Below are 15,968 nucleotides of genomic sequence, written 5' to 3'. Positions count from 1 at the left end.
GCCGGCGCACGCGCCGGCCAGCCGGTTCCGGGCATGGAACAACCCCCGGGACCGGCGCAGTGGACCCGGGGGCTGTATGGGGGCGGCGGGGTCAGACCCGACGCAGTACCGCGACGACCTTGCCGAGGATGGTGGCCTCGTCGCCGGGGATCGGCTGGTAGGCGGCGTTGTGCGGGAGGAGCCAGACATGGCCGTCCTCGCGCTTGAAACGCTTGACGGTGGCCTCGCCGTCGAGCATCGCGGCGACGATGTCGCCGTTCTCCGCGACGGGCTGGCGACGGACCGTGACCCAGTCGCCGTCGCAGATGGCGGCCTCGATCATCGAGTCGCCGACGACCTTGAGGACGAAGAGCTCGCCGTCACCGACGAGCTGCCGGGGGAGCGGGAACACGTCCTCGACCGACTCCTCGGCGAGGATCGGGCCGCCGGCCGCGATCCGGCCGACCAGGGGAACGTAGGAGGCGGCGGGCTTGCCGGTGGTGTCCGTGGGCTGCGAGCTGGGCTGGTCCGAGCCGCGCACCTCGTAGGCGCGGGGGCGGTGCGGGTCCCGACGCAGGAAGCCCTTGCGCTCCAGGGCCATCAGCTGGTGGGCGACGGACGACGTGCTGGACAGGCCGACCGCCTGACCGATCTCCCGCATCGACGGCGGGTAACCCCGCCGCTGCACGGAGTCGCGAATGACCTCGATGACCCTCCGCTGCCGGTCCGTGAGTCCGGAGCTGTCGGCGCGGATGCCTGGAGGTCGACCTGGCAGCGAACGTGCGGGGCGTACGACGGGCTCCGCCTCCGGGTTCACGTTTGCATCGTTCATGGCATGCACCGGCTCGAGTCGGCTCTGGGAGCGGTTCTGGGCAGTGATGGCGGCACTGTCTGCGGTGGTGGTCACGTCGGCCCCTCTCGAAATGTTCTCCCTAGCTGGACAACGGTAGTAGCTTTCGAAAGGTTGCGCCAAACACACGTTCGAGTGAAAAATCGGAGATCGCCCTGCGTGGGCATATCAAGAGGTGTATGGACGATCGGTTCGCCGAACGAGGGTTCGGCTCGCCGTCCGCCGCTTACGGTACCCTTCCCGGTCGGGCGGCCGCCGTCCGGGCGTGGGTCCAGTGTGGCACCGGGAGGCCCCGCGTCCGCTCATCGGACGCCGCGACACGCGGAGTCGCGTAAATCCGCCACAACCCAAGATCTAGTGGTTGGATGAGCGCTGCCGCCCAGAAGTTGTGGTCCTCGGGTCTCCCGCGGCTCTTCGGATCGCATATGCTGGTGGCTGCTGCACGAGCCCCCGACGGAGTCCGCCTCCGCCGTTCAGGGGCTCCGTGGGGTGATTCAGTCGTGCCAAGAGGGAGGGTGAGGGAACCATGCACTGCCCCTTCTGCAGGCACCCCGACAGCCGCGTCGTCGACAGCCGCACCACGGATGACGGCACGTCGATCCGCAGGCGCCGTCAGTGTCCCGACTGCTCCCGTCGTTTCACGACGGTGGAGACGGCCTCGCTGATGGTGATCAAGCGCAGCGGGGTGACGGAACCCTTCAGCCGTACCAAGGTCATCTCCGGCGTGCGCAAGGCGTGCCAGGGGCGGCCGGTCACCGAGGACGCCCTCGCCAAGCTCGGCCAGCGGGTCGAGGAGGCGGTGCGCGCCACCGGGAGTGCCGAGCTGACCACCCACGACGTGGGTCTGGCCATACTCGGCCCGTTGCAGGAACTCGACCTGGTCGCGTACCTGCGGTTCGCTTCCGTTTACAAAGCTTTCGACACCCTTGAAGACTTCGAGACCGCCATCGCGGAACTCCGCGTGTCGCGGCCTCACCCCGAAGAGTGCGAGCTCGGTGGGACCGCTCAGGTCCCCGTGCCCGCCTCCGCCGCCGACTGACCGGGCACCCGTGCCGCGGCGCTCACGCTCCGTGACACGGCCGGTCGGCCAGGCGAAGAGACGTAGATACAAGACACAGCACCGTGCCGCGGAATATCGCGGGCACTTTAGGGCGTTTTTGCCCGCATATGGGAGGAAGCGGCATGACAGAGACGGCGAGCGGCTCGGCACGTGGTTCCCGCGCCAAGGGGACCAAGGCTGCCAAGGGCGGCCTGCGTATCGAGCGCATCCACACCACCCCGGGCGTGCACCCCTACGACGAGGTGAGCTGGGAGCGTCGTGACGTCGTCATGACCAACTGGCGCGACGGCTCGGTCAACTTCGAGCAGCGCGGCGTCGAGTTCCCCGACTTCTGGTCGGTGAACGCGGTCAACATCGTCACCAGCAAGTACTTCCGCGGTGCGGTCGGCACCGCGCAGCGCGAGACCGGTCTGAAGCAGCTGATCGACCGGATCGTGAAGACGTACACGAAGGCCGGCGAGGACTTCGACTACTTCTCCTCGCCCGCCGACGCGGAGATCTTCGAGCACGAGCTCACCTACGCCCTCCTGCACCAGATCTTCAGCTTCAACTCCCCGGTGTGGTTCAACGTCGGTACGCCCCAGCCGCAGCAGGTCTCCGCCTGCTTCATCCTGGCCGTCGACGACTCCATGGAGTCGATCCTCGACTGGTACAAGGAAGAGGGCATGATCTTCAAGGGCGGCTCCGGCGCCGGCCTGAACCTCTCCCGCATCCGGTCCTCCAAGGAGCTCCTCTCCTCCGGCGGCAACGCCTCCGGCCCGGTCTCCTTCATGCGCGGCGCCGACGCGTCCGCAGGAACGATCAAGTCGGGCGGCGCCACCCGCCGCGCGGCCAAGATGGTCGTCCTGGACGTGGACCACCCGGACGTCGAGGCCTTCATCGAGACCAAGGTGAAGGAGGAGGAGAAGATCCGCGCCCTGCGCGACGCGGGCTTCGACATGGACCTGGGCGGCGACGACATCACGTCCGTCCAGTACCAGAACGCCAACAACTCCGTCCGTGTGAACGACGAGTTCATGACGGCCGTCGAGAACGGCACCGAGTTCGGCCTGCGCGCCCGGATGACCGGCGAGGTCATCGAGAAGGTCGACGCCAAGGCACTCTTCCGCAAGCTCGCCGAGGCCGCGTGGGCCTGTGCCGACCCGGGCATCCAGTACGACGGTGTGATCAACAACTGGCACACCTGCCCCGAGTCCGGCCGGATCACCGCGTCGAACCCGTGCAGCGAGTACATGCACCTGGACAACACGTCCTGCAACCTCGCCTCGCTCAACCTGATGAAGTTCCTCAACGACGACGGCAAGGGCAACCAGTCCTTCGACGCCGAGCGCTTCGCCAAGGTCGTCGAGCTCGTCATCACCGCGATGGACATCTCCATCTGCTTCGCGGACTTCCCGACGCAGAAGATCGGCGACAACACCCGCGCCTTCCGCCAGCTGGGCATCGGCTACGCCAACCTCGGCGCCCTGCTGATGGCCACCGGCCACGCGTACGACTCGGACGGCGGCCGCACCCTCGCCGCGTCGATCACCTCGCTGATGACCGGCACCGCATACAAGCGCTCCGCCGAGCTGGCCGCCATCGTCGGCCCGTACGACGGCTACGCCCGCAACGCCGACTCGCACAAGCGCGTCATGAAGCAGCACGCCGACGCCAACGCCGTCGCCCCGCGCACCGAGGACCTGGACAACAGCATCTGGGCCGCGGCCACCGAGGCCTGGCAGGACGTCCTGCGCCTCGGAGAGAAGAACGGCTTCCGCAACTCCCAGGCCTCCGTCCTCGCGCCGACCGGCACCATCGGTCTCGCGATGTCCTGCGACACCACCGGTGTCGAGCCGGACCTGGCCCTGGTCAAGTTCAAGAAGCTCGTCGGCGGCGGCTCGATGCAGATCGTCAACGGCACCGTCCCGCAGGCCCTGCGCCGCATGGGATACCAGGAGGAGCAGATCGAGGCGATCGTCTCCCACATCGCCGAGCACGGCGTGGTCGTCGACGCCCCGCACCTGAAGACCGAGCACTACTCGGTGTTCGACTGCGCCATGGGTGAGCGTTCCATCTCCGCGATGGGCCACGTCCGCATGATGGCCGCGATCCAGCCCTGGATCTCCGGCGCGATCTCGAAGACGGTCAACATGCCGGAGTCGGCGACCGTCGAGGAGATCGAGGAGATCTACTTCGAGGCGTGGAAGCTGGGCGTCAAGGCGCTCGCGATCTACCGCGACAACTGCAAGGTCGGCCAGCCCCTCTCCGCCAAGAAGAAGGAGGAGGAGAAGGAGGAGGTCACCGCCAAGGCGGAGGAGACCATCCGCGCCGCCGTCGAGAAGGTCATCGAGTACCGCCCCGTCCGCAAGCGCCTCCCCAAGGGCCGCCCGGGCATCACCACCTCCTTCACCGTCGGTGGCGCCGAGGGCTACATGACGGCGAACTCCTACCCGGACGACGGTCTGGGCGAGGTCTTCCTGAAGATGTCCAAGCAGGGTTCGACCCTCGCGGGCATGATGGACGCCTTCTCGATCGCCGTCTCGGTCGGCCTCCAGTACGGCGTTCCGCTGGAGACCTACGTCTCGAAGTTCACGAACATGCGCTTCGAGCCGGCCGGTATGACGGACGACCCGGACGTGCGGATGGCGCAGTCGATCGTCGACTACATCTTCCGCCGTGTGGCGCTCGACTTCCTGCCCTTCGAGACCCGCTCGGCCCTCGGCATCCACTCCGCCGAGGAGCGTCAGCGTCACCTGGACACCGGTTCCTACGAGCCCCTCGAAGAGGAGCTGGACACCGAGTCCCTGACGCAGGCGACCCCGCTGACGGCGGTCCCGTCCGCCCCGAAGCCGGTCGCGGCCGTGTCCGTGCCGTCCCCCAAGACGGCGCACAGCAGCGCCGAACTGGTCGAGATGCAGCTCGGCGTCTCCGCCGACGCCCCGCTCTGCTTCTCCTGCGGTACGAAGATGCAGCGCGCCGGCTCCTGCTACATCTGCGAGGGCTGCGGCTCCACCAGCGGCTGCAGCTGACACCTGGCAGGACAGTGCCGGAATCAGCGGTGAGCATCTGCCGCCGACGGCGCTGAACCGCGCATGAGAGAGGGTGCCGACCACGGGTCGGCACCCTCTTCGGCGTCCCGGCACCGTGCGGCCCGCGGGAGCGTCAGTGGGGGATGCGGCGGGGCGGGCGGGTGACGAGCTCGTCGCGGAATTCGGCGATCCGGGAGTGGACCTGGCGCATCAGCAGGGTGTCCTCGATGCGGTCCAGGTAGAGGCAGCGCGCGGCCAGCCCCGGCAGGTCGAAGGCGAAGCACAGCGACATCAGCGGGTTCACGAAGAGCTCGCTGCCCCGGGTGCGGGTGGTGAACTGCACGTCGCCGAAGGAGCCCCGGACGGCCCCGGCGATGGAGCCGTTCACGATGCTGGGCCGGTCCGGGGTCTGCGCCTGGGCATGGGCGACCGCGTCCAGGAAGAGCGCGCCCTCCCTGGTGGCGCGCGGTATGGAGAACGCGCCGAGGTACGCGCCCTCGCGCTCCAGCGCCGCGATGTTCTCCAGCACCAGGGCATGACTGACCCCGTGGTACGCGTCCACGCCGAAGCCCACCGACACGACGAGGCGCTCCGGTACGTCGTCCAGCGCGGCCAGTGCCGCGACGCTGGTCAGGTCCTCCTCGGGGGTGCCCAGGCCCGCCTCGTCGCCCCGCATCAGGATGTCCGTCCCGCCGTCGACCAGGACGATCGCGTCGATGCGGTGGAGGCCGACCAGCTCGCGGTAGGCGGCGCGCAGCGGCTGCACGCCGACCTGGGGGAAGGCGTACACGGTGGCCGGGTAGCCGTGCCTGTCCAGCCACTGGGCCAGGGTCCGCTCGGGGAAGTAGGACAGGTGGGGCGCGGAGTAAGGGGTGACGGCGGCGAGGTCCGGGGCCGCCCAGTCCTCGGCGGGCAGTCCGGCGAGCGAGCTGAAGGAAAGGTTCGCCAGGTGGACCCGCTTGCCCTGGTGCATGAGCGAGAGGGCCACGGGCAGGCCGGCGTAGATGTCGAAGCCGCCGCCCGCCCCCGCGACCAGGATGCTTTCGGCGTCGGCGAGGCGGTCGAAAAGCGGGTTGGTGTGCAGCGCGGTCATGGCGATCATTGTGCGGGGTGCCCGCGCCCGCGCGCCCCGGGATTTTCCGGCAGCGCGCGCGGGCGGGCACACGGGGAACGGGGAGAACGGCGTGAACGGTGCGAACGGGGAGATGGTCGGCCATGTGGAGCGGTGACGAGCTGGACCTGGACGCCTATCTGGCCCGGATCGGATGGGCAGGGAGTTCCGGAGACGAGGGGCAGCCCCGGGAACTCCGGCCGGACCTCGACACGTTGTACGCAGTGCACCGGGCCCACACCGCCGCCATCGCCTTCGAGAGCCTGGACGTCCTGCTCGGCCGCCCCGTCGCGCTGGACCTCAAGTCAATAGAGGCCAAGCTCGTGCACGACCGTCGCGGCGGCTACTGCTACGAGCAGAATTCGCTGCTGGCCGCCGCCCTGGAACGGATCGGCTTCGAGGTCTCCGGGCGCGGTGCCCGCAACCGCACCCGCGGGGACTCCCTGCTGGCCGTGACGCATGCCGTCCTCGTCGTCACCGTCGAGGGCGAACCCTGGCTGTGCGACGCGGGATTCGGGCACCAGGGCCCTCGCGAGCCGCTCCCGCTGGGACGGCCGGGGACCGAGGTGCGGCAGGGGGAGTGGACGTACCGCGTCCGCCAGGAGGAGAAAGGCGTCCTCGTGGTGTGCCTGCTGCGCGGCGACACCTGGCGGGACCTGTACGCCTTCTCCCCGCAGCCGTACCACCCCGTCGACTACGTCGTGCTCAACCACTACAGCTCCAGCCACCCCGCCTCCTCCTTCGTCGGGCGGCTCGTCGTCCAGCACCCGGGCGACGGCGTCCGCCGGGCGCTGGTCGGGAGGGAACTCACCCGGCTGCATCCCGACGGTCGGGCCGAGCAGGAGTGCGTCGGCCCGGACGAACTGCTCGCGGTGCTCGACCGGGAGTTCGGGCTTCGGCTGCCTGAGCGGGACGCGGCGGAACTGGTGCGGATCCACCGCGCCGGGGACTGACCGGGGCCCCGCCTGGCCCGTACGATGGCGCAGTGCTGGTCAAGTGGATTCGCTGCACGGTGACGGACCGACGCGGGTTCGAGCGCGGGCAGCGAAAATGGGCGGGGCTGCCGGGCGAGCCGGGATTCCGGGGGCAGGGCGGCGGCTGGAGCCGGGGCCGGCAGGGGGTCGCGCATGTCTTCGCGTTCTGGGAGAGCCGGTCCTTCTACGACTCCTTCATGGCCCGCTCGCACGACCGGTTGGCCGCCTCCCAGAACGGCACCTACACCGACCTGCGGGTCACCCTCTTCGACCACCGCTTCGACGTGAAGACCGGCTTCGAGCCGCGCTTCACCGATGCCGACGTCGTACGGGTCGCGCACACGCGGGTCCGGGAGGGCCGGGTCGACCACTTCGCCCTCATGCAGGAGAAGGTGTGGAATCCGGCCATGGCGGGCTCGCCCGGGATGGTTCGCGGCCTCTTCGGGGAGGCACCGGGCCGGGAGTTCCTGGTGCTGTCGATGTGGCACGCCGCCGCCGAGCACGGCAAGTACCGGCAGGAGCGGGTCGAGCGGCTGTCCCTGCGCGCCCAGATCCAGGCCGATGTCGAGGCCCTCACCGGTGACGTCGTCGACCTCGAACCCTCCTGGACGGTATGACCGTACGATGACCGGCGGGTCGGTCGGCGAGCCCGGTCGGCGCACCGCCCGATGGCCGAATAGGGTCGTGGGATGGTTCGACCACGGCGCATCGTCCTTGTCCGACACGGGGAATCGGAGGGAAACGCCGACGACACGGTGTACGAGAGGGAGCCCGACCACGCCCTGCGGCTGACCCGCAACGGGCGCGAGCAGGCTTCGGCGGCCGGAGTCCGGCTGCGCGAGCTCTTCGGCGACGAGACGATCAGCGCGTACGTCTCCCCCTACCGGCGGACCCTGCAGACCTTCCGGGAGCTCCGGCTGGACCCCACGCGGGTGCGGATGCGCGAGGAGCCCCGCCTGCGCGAGCAGGACTGGGGGAACTGGCAGGACCGGGACGACGTACGGCTGCAGAAGGCGTACCGGGACGCGTACGGGCACTTCTTCTACCGCTTCGCCCAGGGCGAGTCGGGGGCCGACGTCTACGACCGGGTCGGGTCCTTCCTGGAAAGCCTCTATCGCAGCTTCGAGGCCCCCGACCACCCCGAGAACGTGCTGCTCGTGACGCACGGGCTGACGATGCGGCTCTTCTGCATGCGCTGGTTCCACTGGTCCGTGGCCGAATTCGAGGCCCTGTCCAATCCGGGCAACGCCGAATACCGTGTCCTCCTGCTCGGCCCGGACGGAAGGTACCGGATGGACCGCCCGTTTGAGCGGTGGACCACACCCGAGCCTTATGACCTGGACGGCTAGAGTTGCCCGCGATGACGCCTGATTCCACTCCCGAACGGCGCTACGCGCGCGCCATGTCCAGCCTGCGCGGGCTGGCGCTGGGTGACGCCCTGGGCTCCCAGTACTTCGTCCCCGTGAACTACCCGCTCCTCAAGCGGCGCGAGCTGCCCGCCGGCGCCGGCACGTGGCAGTGGACCGACGACACCGAGATGGCCTGCTCGGTGGTGGCCGTGCTCGCCGATCACGGCCGTATCGACCAGGACGCGCTCGCGCTCTCCTTCGCCCACCACCACGATTTCGACCGCGGCTACGGGCCCGCGGTGAACCGGATGCTGCGTCTGGTGCGGGAGGGGCAGGACTGGCGCACGCTGGCCGCCGAACTCTTCAACGGGCAGGGCTCGTGGGGCAACGGCGCCGCCATGCGCATCGCGCCGCTGGGCGCCTGGTACGCGGACGACCCGGAGCAGGCCACGCACCAGGCGGAGATCTCCGCCTACACCACCCACCAGCACCGCGAGGCCGTGTGCGGGGCGATGGCCGTCGCCGCGGCGGCCGCGCTCGCGGCGAGTACGGACGGCCCGCCGAAGGCGTCCGACCTGCTGGACGGGGTGATCGCGCTGGTGCCGCGCAGCGCCGTGGGCGCCGGGCTGCGGCGCGCCCGGGACATGCTGGACTACGGCGACGCCACCACGGTCGCGGCGGTGCTGGGCTGCGGGCGCCGTACGAGCGCGCACGACACCGTGCCGTTCGCCCTGTGGTCGGCGGCCCGGGCGCTGGACGACTACGAGAGGGCGTTCTGGACCACCGCACAGGTGGGCGGGGACGTCGACACGACCTGCGCGATCGTCGGCGGAGTGCTGGGCGCGCGCGGGGACGACGTGCTGCCGGCCGCGTGGTTGGCGCGTACGGAGGCCCTGCCGGCCTGGCTGCCGGAGGTCGCGGCGGGCTGATGCCCGTGAAGCCGGTGGATCCCGCCGAGTCGGCGCTGTCCGGCGCGAGCTGACGCATGGTGACACGAGGTGAAATCTCGCGTTCCGATTGTCACGGTCCTGCCACAGCAGTCTTTTGATCCTGTTCAAAAGCGTAGGTGACCGGCCTACTCTGTCCGCATCGCCGCCCCACCCTGAACCGCGGGGCGGCCGACAGGGGAGGGAACCCGATGTCAGAGAACACCGGCGGAGCCGGCGAAACCAGGCCCGCGGACGCGGCGAATCCAGGAGCCACGGCAGGGGATCCGCTCGCCAAGCCGGCCCCGGCCGACGGCAGACCCACCGGTACGCACACCGGGACACCCACCGGGACACCCATGGGGATCCCCGGCCCACCGGTCGGGGCGTACGCCGGCGCGGTGGCCGCGAACCCCTGGCAGGTGCAGCAGCGTTCCGGCCCGCCCGCCTGGAGCACGCTGGTGCGGCCCGCCGAACCTGCACCGATCCGGACCGCAACCCTCGTCGCCGTCCTCGCCTCCGGCCTGGCCGCCGCGCTGCTGCTCGCCGACGGCATGGGCCCCGGCCTGCTGATCGCCGTGGTGCCCGCCGTCGTCGCCGCGTACATCGCCGCCCGCACGGCCCGCCGCAGTGCCCGGCCCTGGAGTCTGGCCTGGGTGATCGGCTGCCTCGCCCTTCTCGTCATACCCGCCCTGCGTGACTCCGCCTGGCCGGCCACGCTGGCGATCCTGTCCGCCGTCCTGCTGGGCGCACTGGCCCTCCACGGCAGCCGCACCTGGCCCGGAGTCCTGCTCAGCCCGCTCGGATTCGTCAACTCCGCGGTGTCCGGGATCGGCTGGCTGCTGATCGGGCTGCGTGCGCGCAGCGGGGTCAGCAAGGACCGCTGGCTGCCCTTCGCCAAGGCGACCGGGGTGGCCGTCGTACTGCTGGTGCTCTTCGGCGCGCTGTTCGCCTCCGCCGATGCGGCCTTCGCCGACCTGCTGGGCGACCTGATGCCCGACGTGTCGATCGAGGACGGGCCCGTCCGGGTCGTGCTCTTCGCCCTCGGCGCGGTCCTGGCACTCGCAGCGGCCCGCACGGCCGCTGCCCCGCAGCGCTGGGACCGGATCAAGGTGGCCCCGGGCAAGCCGCGTTCCCGTGTCGAATGGGCCCTCCCGCTCATCGTCATGAACCTGCTCTTCGCCGGCTTCAACGCCGTCCAGCTGGCCGTCCTGTTCGGCGGCTACCACAAGGTGCTGCAGAGCACCGGCCTCACCTACGCCGAGTACGCCCGCCAGGGTTTCTGGCAGCTGCTGTGGGCCACCCTGCTCACCCTCGCCGTGATCGCGCTCGCCCTGCGCTGGGCCCCGCGCTCCGGACCGGGCGACCGCCGACTCGTCCGCATCGTCCTCGGGCTGCTGTGTGCGCTGACCCTGGTCGTCGTCGCCGCCGCGCTGCGCCGGATGGACCTCTACGTGGACGCGTACGGGCTGACCAGGCTGCGCGTGTCGGTGGCCGCGATGGAGCTGTGGCTCGGGCTGGTGATCGTACTGATCATGGCGGCCGGGCTGTTCGGCGGACGTTGGCTGGCGCGCGCGGTCGCGGGCAGTGTCGGCGCGGCCGTCCTCGCCTTCGGCCTGCTGTCGCCGGACGGGATGGTCGCCGAGCGGAACGTGGCCCGCTTCGAGGAGGACGCGAAGATCGACCTGGCCTACTTCCAGTCCCTGTCGGCGGACGCCGTTCCGGCCCTGGACCGGCTGCCCGAGCCCCGGCGTTCCTGCGCCCTGCGCGGGATCAACGACGAGATGGCCTGGGCGGGAGACGTGCCCTGGTACGCGATGAGCCTGGGCGAGTACCGGGCCCGGCAGATCCTGCGCGAGCGTCCGGTGACCGCGTCGTACGAGGTCTGCTCGCGGATGGGCGCCTTCGGCGCCCGCGTCGAGTCCTAGTCGGGCACGAGTCGCGGACCGGCGGATTCGCGGGAAGCGCGTACGGGGCCGGGCGCGGGGGACGTTCCCCGCGCCCGGCCCCGTACGGTGAGCCGGATTCAGGCGGCCGGGCCGGCCTCCGCGGCGGTGCCGGCCAGGGCCTCCAGATCGCTCTTGCGCACCCGGATCACCAACAGGGCGGTGGCCAGCGCGAGGCCCGCCATGGCGACGGCGGCGTAGAACGCGGTGGAGATGCCCTGGGTGAGGACCAGATCACCCCAGGGGTCGGGCAGGAAACCGGTCTCCTTGAAGGCGGCGATCTGCTCGGGACCGGCCTGGGCCATGAAGGCCGGGACCTGCTGGGTGGCCTCATTGCGGCTGGCCGTGCCGAAGACGGTGACCAGGATGGACAGTCCGAGGGAGCCGCCGACCTGCTGGCTGGCGTTGAGCAGCCCGGAGGCCGCGCCCGCCTCCTTCGGTGCCACGCCGGAGACGGCCGTGAGGGTGAGCGTCACGAAGTTGAGGCCCATGCCGAAGCCGAACAGGAGCATCGGCCCGAGCACTCCGGAGACGTAGGAGCTGTCGGTCCGGATGAAGGTCAGCCAGGCCAGCCCGGTTCCGGTGAGCGCGGACCCGAGGACCATGAAGGGCTTGGGGCCGAACCGCGGCAGGAACCGCTGCGAGAGGCCGGCGGCGGTGACGATGGCGACCGTCACGGGCAGGAAGCCGAGACCGGACTGGATCGGTGAGAAGCCCAGCACGTTCTGCACGAACTGGACGATGAAGAAGAACATGCCGAACATCGCCGCGGCGAGGCCGAGCATGATCACGTACGTGCCGGTGCGGTTGCGGTCGGCGAACATGCGCAGCGGGATGATCGGTTCGCGGGCCCGCGACTCGATGACGACGAACAGCGCGAGCAGGACCGCGGCGGCCGCGAACGAGCCGAGGGTGAGCGCGTCGCGCCACCCCTCCTCCGAGGCGCGGATGAAACCGTAGACGAGCGAGGCCATGCCGCCGGTGGAGGTGAGGGCTCCGGCGATGTCGAAGCGGCCGGGGTGGCGCTCGGACTCGCTGATGAAGAGCGGGGTGAGGACCGCGATCAGCACGCCGATGGGCACGTTCACGAAGAGGACCCAGCGCCAGTCGAGCCACTCGGTCAGCATGCCGCCGGCCAGCAGGCCGATCGCGCCGCCGCCCGCGGAAACGGCGGCGAACACACCGAACGCCCGGTTCCGTTCCGGGCCTTCGGGGAAGGTCGTGGTGATCAGGGCGAGCGAGGTCGGCGAGGCGATCGCGCCGCCGACCCCCTGCAGGGCGCGGGCCGCGAGCAGGTGCCAGGGCTCCTGGGCGAAGCCGCCGAGGAGGGAGGCCAGGGTGAAGAGCAGGATTCCGGTCAGGAACACCCGGCGCCGCCCGAGGATGTCGCCCGCCCGGCCGCCGAGCAGCAGCAGGCCGCCGAAGGTGAGGGTGTAGGCGCTGAGCACCCACGACAGGTCGGTGGTGGTGAAGTCGAGGGCACTCTGGATGTGCGGGAGCGCGATGTTCACGATCGTCGCGTCGAGGACGACCATGAGCTGGCATGCGGCGATGACGGCGAGCGCCACTCCGGGGCGCCCCTCACGGCGTGCCGCGCCCGGTATCCGGGGTGTGGCGAGTTGAGAGCTTGTCACTGAGGATCCCCCCCCAAAGTGAAATAGTGAACGCATCCGTTCACTGCGGGACCACGGTAGGAGCCGCGCCTTAGTGAACGCAAGCGTTCACTAAGGCGGAAAATACGTGCGTCGAACGCGCAAGCCGGTCGGAGGTGGGGAGATGGTGGGTTCGCGCTGGTCAGCGGCGTCGCCGGGGCGCAGGCGGGGTCCGGAACTCGAACGGGCGATTCTCGACGCCGCGTTGGAGCAGCTGAGCACGATCGGCTGGAACGCGCTCACCATGGAGGGCGTCGCGGCCGGGGCTCACACGGGGAAGGCCGCGCTCTACCGCCGCTGGCCGTCGAAGGCGGACATGGTGGCCGATGCGCTGCGCACCGGTCTGCCGCGGATCGGTGACATTCCCGACTGTGGATCGGTGCGGGAAGACCTCTACCTGCTGTGTGTGCGCACGCGGGACGTGATGCACTCGCGGGCCGGTCAGGCCCTGCGGTCAGTGCTTCACGAATGCGATCACATGCATGCGGACCGGTTCCACGGAGTCATCTGGTCCGGTTTGCACGAGCCGGCCCAGCGTCTGATCAGGGAGCTTGTCGGGCGCGGAATCGACCGGGGTGACGTGCGGCCGGACGCGACTGGTCCGTTTGTCGTGGATGTCATCCCGGCCATGCTGATGTACCGCGCCAAGGTGTGCGGAAGCGAATGGGAGGATGCGGACATCGCGGCGTTGATCGACGAGGTGATGGTGCCGCTGCTCAGGGTGTGAGACGCGCAGGGGGCGGCGCGGGGCGCGTGGAACGCGGTTCACGTCCGATCCCGGGCCGGTCCGACCCGGGCGGGGGTGTGCAGTCGGCTCGGGGCGGCGTAACCTTGCTGGCGCCATGCCGTACGAAGCACCCACCCACACCGTCGAACGCTCCCTCCGTGCAACCACCGGCGCCAAGGTCATCGCCGGGGTCGACGAAGTCGGACGAGGGGCCTGGGCCGGACCCGTCACCGTGTGTGCGGCGATCACCGGTCTGCGCCGGCCGCCCGCCGGGCTCACCGACTCCAAACTGCTCACCCCCAAGCGACGCGACGCCCTTCTCGATGTCCTGGAGGGCTGGGTCACCGCGTACGCACTCGGGCACTCCTCGCCCGAGGAGATCGACGAGCTGGGGATGACGGCCGCCCTTCGGCTGGCGGCGGAGCGGGCGCTGGGCGCCCTGCCGGTGCGCCCCGACGCGGTGATACTCGACGGCAAGCACGACTATCTCGGCCCGCCCTGGCGGGTTCGTACGGTGATCAAGGGCGACCAGTCCTGCATCGCCGTCGCCGCGGCCTCGGTCATCGCCAAGGTCCGCCGCGACCGCATGATGGCCGCACTCGGGGAACAGGGCGGTGGCATCGAGGACTTCGCCTTCGCCGCCAATGCCGGCTACCCCTCGCCCGTGCACCGGGCTGCGCTGGAGGAGCTGGGGCCCACCCCCTATCACCGGCTCTCGTGGTCGTACCTCGACGCGCTGCCCCGGTGGCGCCACCTCAAGAAGGTGCGCCGCAGCGAGGAGTCGATGGAGCTGGAAAACGGAGGCCAACTCGGCTTCGATTTCTGATCGCACGCACGTGCCACCGGCCGGTACGTTTCGTACCGGTGTTTGATAGATATCAACTCATGCCTCTCACCCCCGCCATCGAGGAGCCTCAGATTCACGAGAGTGCCCAGGGTCCCCGCGTCACGCCGGCCGCGAGCCGCACCGCGCAGACCCCCCGCCCCGTACCTGGTCCGCGTCCCGCCGCCGTACCCCGGCCCGGCCGCCCCGGTCCCGTCCGGCCCGCACCGCCCGCGCAGCGGGCGCCGCAGGCCACCCCCGGACCCGTTCCCGCAGCTCCTGCCGCTGCCCCCACCGCACCGTCCGTCTCCGCGGCGGTGCCGCAGATCCAGCTGATCCCGGCCTCCGCCGAGGGCGCGCTGGACGCGGCCGAAGAGGCCGTCGACCTGCTGCTCGACACCGGGCGCGCGCCCGGCGACATCCTGGTGCTCACCAGTGGCGACCCGCACCCGTGGGCCGCGCACGAGCTGTCCTTCGGCGAGGCCGCGTACTGGGCCCTGCACGACGCCGGGGACGACGTCTTCTACGCGGACGCGGCGCAGGTCCAGCGCGCAGCGGGCCGTCCCGTCGTGGTCTTCGCGGCCAACGGCGGAGCGGTCGACACCATCGCGGGGGCCCTGCCGGTCGCGCTCACCCGGGCGGGTGCGCTGCTGATCGTGTGCGGCGACCCGCAGCAGATCAACTCCGTGCTGGGTGCGGGCGTCTGACGCCCTGTACCCCGGTACGGGCGAGGGGCGGGGCGGGCCGTCGGCCGGCCCCGCTGTAGCCCGCTCCGGGCCCGGGACGGAGCCCGGAGCCTGATCCGCCGTACGCCCGCTCCCGGGTGTACGGCCGTGAGGCATGCCCGGCGTCGGCCACGAGGGTCAGCGCGCGGCGGTCCGCCGCAGGACCTCGACCGAGCCGCCCCCGGTGTGCAGCGCCAGCGGGGAGAAGTCGGCGACGGTGTCGCCGAGGTGCTGCGGCCGTGAGTCGGAGCTCGGCCGTCGGCCGCCGCGGCCCTCGCCGAGCACCTGCCAGCCGCCGCGGGTCAGCGTGATGTACGCACCGCAGCGCAGGCCGTGCAGGGTGCAGGCGTCGCGCAGCCCCCACATCCACGCGCCGTCCTCCTCGGTCCACCGCTCGTCGCCCTCGCGGCAGTAGAGCAGTACGGCCGTCCGCACCGGGGTCCGTCGGCGCAGGTCGTGCGGGAGGACCCGGCGCAGCCGGGACAACAGGGCGTTGCGGTACTCCCAGCCGTCGGCAGAGGCGGTCCGCTGCACGAAGGAGGCGCTCGCGACGAGCTGCTCCTCCGGGCCGAGGACGGCGATCACCGCGGTCGAGGGCACCGGGCTGTGCCGGGAGTGCAGCCCGCTGACGACCTCGCGCGGATTGCGCAGCAGCGGGATGCCCGCCGCTGTCCATTCCGCCGGTTCCAGCAGCCTGCCGTGCCGGCTGGTGCCGCCGGTGGCTGCCAGGGACGTGGTCGGGGGCGGCGCGAATCCGAAGGTCACGGTCCTCCCTTCGGGTACACGCCCGCGGACGGGCACGGTGGAGTCAGGGCGCGCCGCAGCGCGGCCCAGG

General features: G+C 70.9%; 14 protein-coding genes. 10 read left to right on the top strand and 4 right to left on the bottom strand.

Annotation, left to right across the window (positions count from 1 at the left end; all coding sequences use genetic code 11):
- Nucleotides 1-91: 91 nt before the first annotated feature.
- Nucleotides 92-886, bottom strand: coding sequence for a transcriptional repressor LexA (gene lexA, locus B6R96_RS09605; RefSeq protein WP_030389417.1), 795 nt, complete (start codon nucleotides 884-886; stop codon nucleotides 92-94).
- Nucleotides 887-1,355: 469 nt separating this feature from the next.
- Between lexA and nrdR the strand changes: the two genes are divergently transcribed.
- Both nrdR and B6R96_RS09595 read left to right on the top strand, forming a co-directional pair.
- Nucleotides 1,356-1,868, top strand: a complete 513-nt coding sequence (gene nrdR / locus B6R96_RS09600; RefSeq protein ID WP_053173261.1) for a transcriptional regulator NrdR — start codon at nucleotides 1,356-1,358, stop codon at nucleotides 1,866-1,868.
- A 143-nt stretch (nucleotides 1,869-2,011) separates the two neighbouring features.
- Nucleotides 2,012-4,900 carry a vitamin B12-dependent ribonucleotide reductase gene (locus B6R96_RS09595; protein ID WP_030389419.1) on the top strand — a complete coding sequence of 963 codons (2,889 nt, stop codon included), beginning with the start codon at nucleotides 2,012-2,014 and terminating at the stop codon, nucleotides 4,898-4,900.
- A 133-nt stretch (nucleotides 4,901-5,033) separates the two neighbouring features.
- Here the strand turns inward: B6R96_RS09595 and B6R96_RS09590 are convergent, their stop codons facing one another.
- Nucleotides 5,034-5,993: a DUF1152 domain-containing protein gene (locus B6R96_RS09590; protein ID WP_081522255.1), complete on the bottom strand. Its 960-nt coding sequence runs from the start codon at nucleotides 5,991-5,993 to the stop codon at nucleotides 5,034-5,036.
- Nucleotides 5,994-6,115: 122 nt separating this feature from the next.
- Between B6R96_RS09590 and B6R96_RS09585 the strand changes: the two genes are divergently transcribed.
- The 5 genes from B6R96_RS09585 to B6R96_RS09565 all read left to right on the top strand — a co-directional run bounded on the left by B6R96_RS09585 (nucleotide 6,116) and on the right by B6R96_RS09565 (nucleotide 11,188).
- Nucleotides 6,116-6,964 carry an arylamine N-acetyltransferase family protein gene (locus tag B6R96_RS09585; RefSeq protein ID WP_081522254.1) on the top strand — a complete coding sequence of 283 codons (849 nt, stop codon included), beginning with the start codon at nucleotides 6,116-6,118 and terminating at the stop codon, nucleotides 6,962-6,964.
- A 32-nt stretch (nucleotides 6,965-6,996) separates the two neighbouring features.
- A complete protein-coding gene (locus tag B6R96_RS09580; RefSeq protein WP_030008846.1) occupies nucleotides 6,997-7,602 on the top strand; it encodes a YdbC family protein in 606 nt (201 codons plus the stop codon).
- Nucleotides 7,603-7,674: 72 nt separating this feature from the next.
- Nucleotides 7,675-8,334, top strand: coding sequence for a histidine phosphatase family protein (locus tag B6R96_RS09575; protein ID WP_030389422.1), 660 nt, complete (start codon nucleotides 7,675-7,677; stop codon nucleotides 8,332-8,334).
- Nucleotides 8,335-8,345: 11 nt separating this feature from the next.
- Nucleotides 8,346-9,263, top strand: a complete 918-nt coding sequence (locus tag B6R96_RS09570) for an ADP-ribosylglycohydrolase family protein (protein ID WP_030389423.1) — start codon at nucleotides 8,346-8,348, stop codon at nucleotides 9,261-9,263.
- A gap of 209 nt (nucleotides 9,264-9,472) precedes the next feature.
- Nucleotides 9,473-11,188: a DUF4153 domain-containing protein gene (locus B6R96_RS09565; protein WP_107475488.1), complete on the top strand. Its 1,716-nt coding sequence runs from the start codon at nucleotides 9,473-9,475 to the stop codon at nucleotides 11,186-11,188.
- A 98-nt stretch (nucleotides 11,189-11,286) separates the two neighbouring features.
- On the opposite strand, the gene B6R96_RS09560 is transcribed toward B6R96_RS09565, so the two are convergent.
- Nucleotides 11,287-12,840 carry an MFS transporter gene (locus B6R96_RS09560; protein WP_030389425.1) on the bottom strand — a complete coding sequence of 518 codons (1,554 nt, stop codon included), beginning with the start codon at nucleotides 12,838-12,840 and terminating at the stop codon, nucleotides 11,287-11,289.
- Between the two features lie 142 nt (nucleotides 12,841-12,982).
- On the opposite strand from B6R96_RS09560, the gene B6R96_RS09555 reads away from it, so the two are divergent.
- The 3 genes from B6R96_RS09555 (at nucleotide 12,983) to B6R96_RS09545 (ending at nucleotide 15,115) form a co-directional block, all read left to right on the top strand.
- Nucleotides 12,983-13,585 carry a TetR/AcrR family transcriptional regulator gene (locus B6R96_RS09555; RefSeq protein ID WP_081522253.1) on the top strand — a complete coding sequence of 201 codons (603 nt, stop codon included), beginning with the start codon at nucleotides 12,983-12,985 and terminating at the stop codon, nucleotides 13,583-13,585.
- A gap of 115 nt (nucleotides 13,586-13,700) precedes the next feature.
- Entirely contained in the window at nucleotides 13,701-14,411 is a 711-nt protein-coding gene (locus B6R96_RS09550) for a ribonuclease HII (protein WP_030389427.1), read from the top strand.
- Between the two features lie 59 nt (nucleotides 14,412-14,470).
- Nucleotides 14,471-15,115, top strand: coding sequence for a hypothetical protein (locus tag B6R96_RS09545; RefSeq protein ID WP_081522252.1), 645 nt, complete (start codon nucleotides 14,471-14,473; stop codon nucleotides 15,113-15,115).
- Between the two features lie 156 nt (nucleotides 15,116-15,271).
- On the opposite strand, the gene B6R96_RS09540 is transcribed toward B6R96_RS09545, so the two are convergent.
- Entirely contained in the window at nucleotides 15,272-15,898 is a 627-nt protein-coding gene (locus B6R96_RS09540; RefSeq protein WP_081522251.1) for a hypothetical protein, read from the bottom strand.
- Nucleotides 15,899-15,968: the final 70 nt, after the last annotated feature.

This window comes from Streptomyces sp. Sge12 (assembly GCF_002080455.1).
Classification (GTDB): domain Bacteria; phylum Actinomycetota; class Actinomycetes; order Streptomycetales; family Streptomycetaceae; genus Streptomyces.
The sequence above is the reverse complement of the archived record's forward strand: the minus strand, read 5'-3'. Positions and strand labels throughout refer to the sequence as shown.

Excerpts from the sequence above, each read along its gene's own strand:
- nrdR (WP_053173261.1), top strand. The coding sequence starts at position 1,356 with ATGCACTGCCCCTTCTGCAGGCACCCCGACAGCCGCGTCGTCGACAGC.
- B6R96_RS09595 (WP_030389419.1), top strand. The coding sequence starts at position 2,012 with ATGACAGAGACGGCGAGCGGCTCGGCACGTGGTTCCCGCGCCAAGGGG.
- B6R96_RS09590 (WP_081522255.1), bottom strand. The coding sequence starts at position 5,993 with ATGACCGCGCTGCACACCAACCCGCTTTTCGACCGCCTCGCCGACGCC.
- B6R96_RS09585 (WP_081522254.1), top strand. The coding sequence starts at position 6,116 with ATGTGGAGCGGTGACGAGCTGGACCTGGACGCCTATCTGGCCCGGATC.
- B6R96_RS09575 (WP_030389422.1), top strand. The coding sequence starts at position 7,675 with ATGGTTCGACCACGGCGCATCGTCCTTGTCCGACACGGGGAATCGGAG.
- B6R96_RS09570 (WP_030389423.1), top strand. The coding sequence starts at position 8,346 with ATGACGCCTGATTCCACTCCCGAACGGCGCTACGCGCGCGCCATGTCC.
- B6R96_RS09565 (WP_107475488.1), top strand. The coding sequence starts at position 9,473 with ATGTCAGAGAACACCGGCGGAGCCGGCGAAACCAGGCCCGCGGACGCG.
- B6R96_RS09555 (WP_081522253.1), top strand. The coding sequence starts at position 12,983 with ATGGTGGGTTCGCGCTGGTCAGCGGCGTCGCCGGGGCGCAGGCGGGGT.
- B6R96_RS09550 (WP_030389427.1), top strand. The coding sequence starts at position 13,701 with ATGCCGTACGAAGCACCCACCCACACCGTCGAACGCTCCCTCCGTGCA.
- B6R96_RS09545 (WP_081522252.1), top strand. The coding sequence starts at position 14,471 with ATGCCTCTCACCCCCGCCATCGAGGAGCCTCAGATTCACGAGAGTGCC.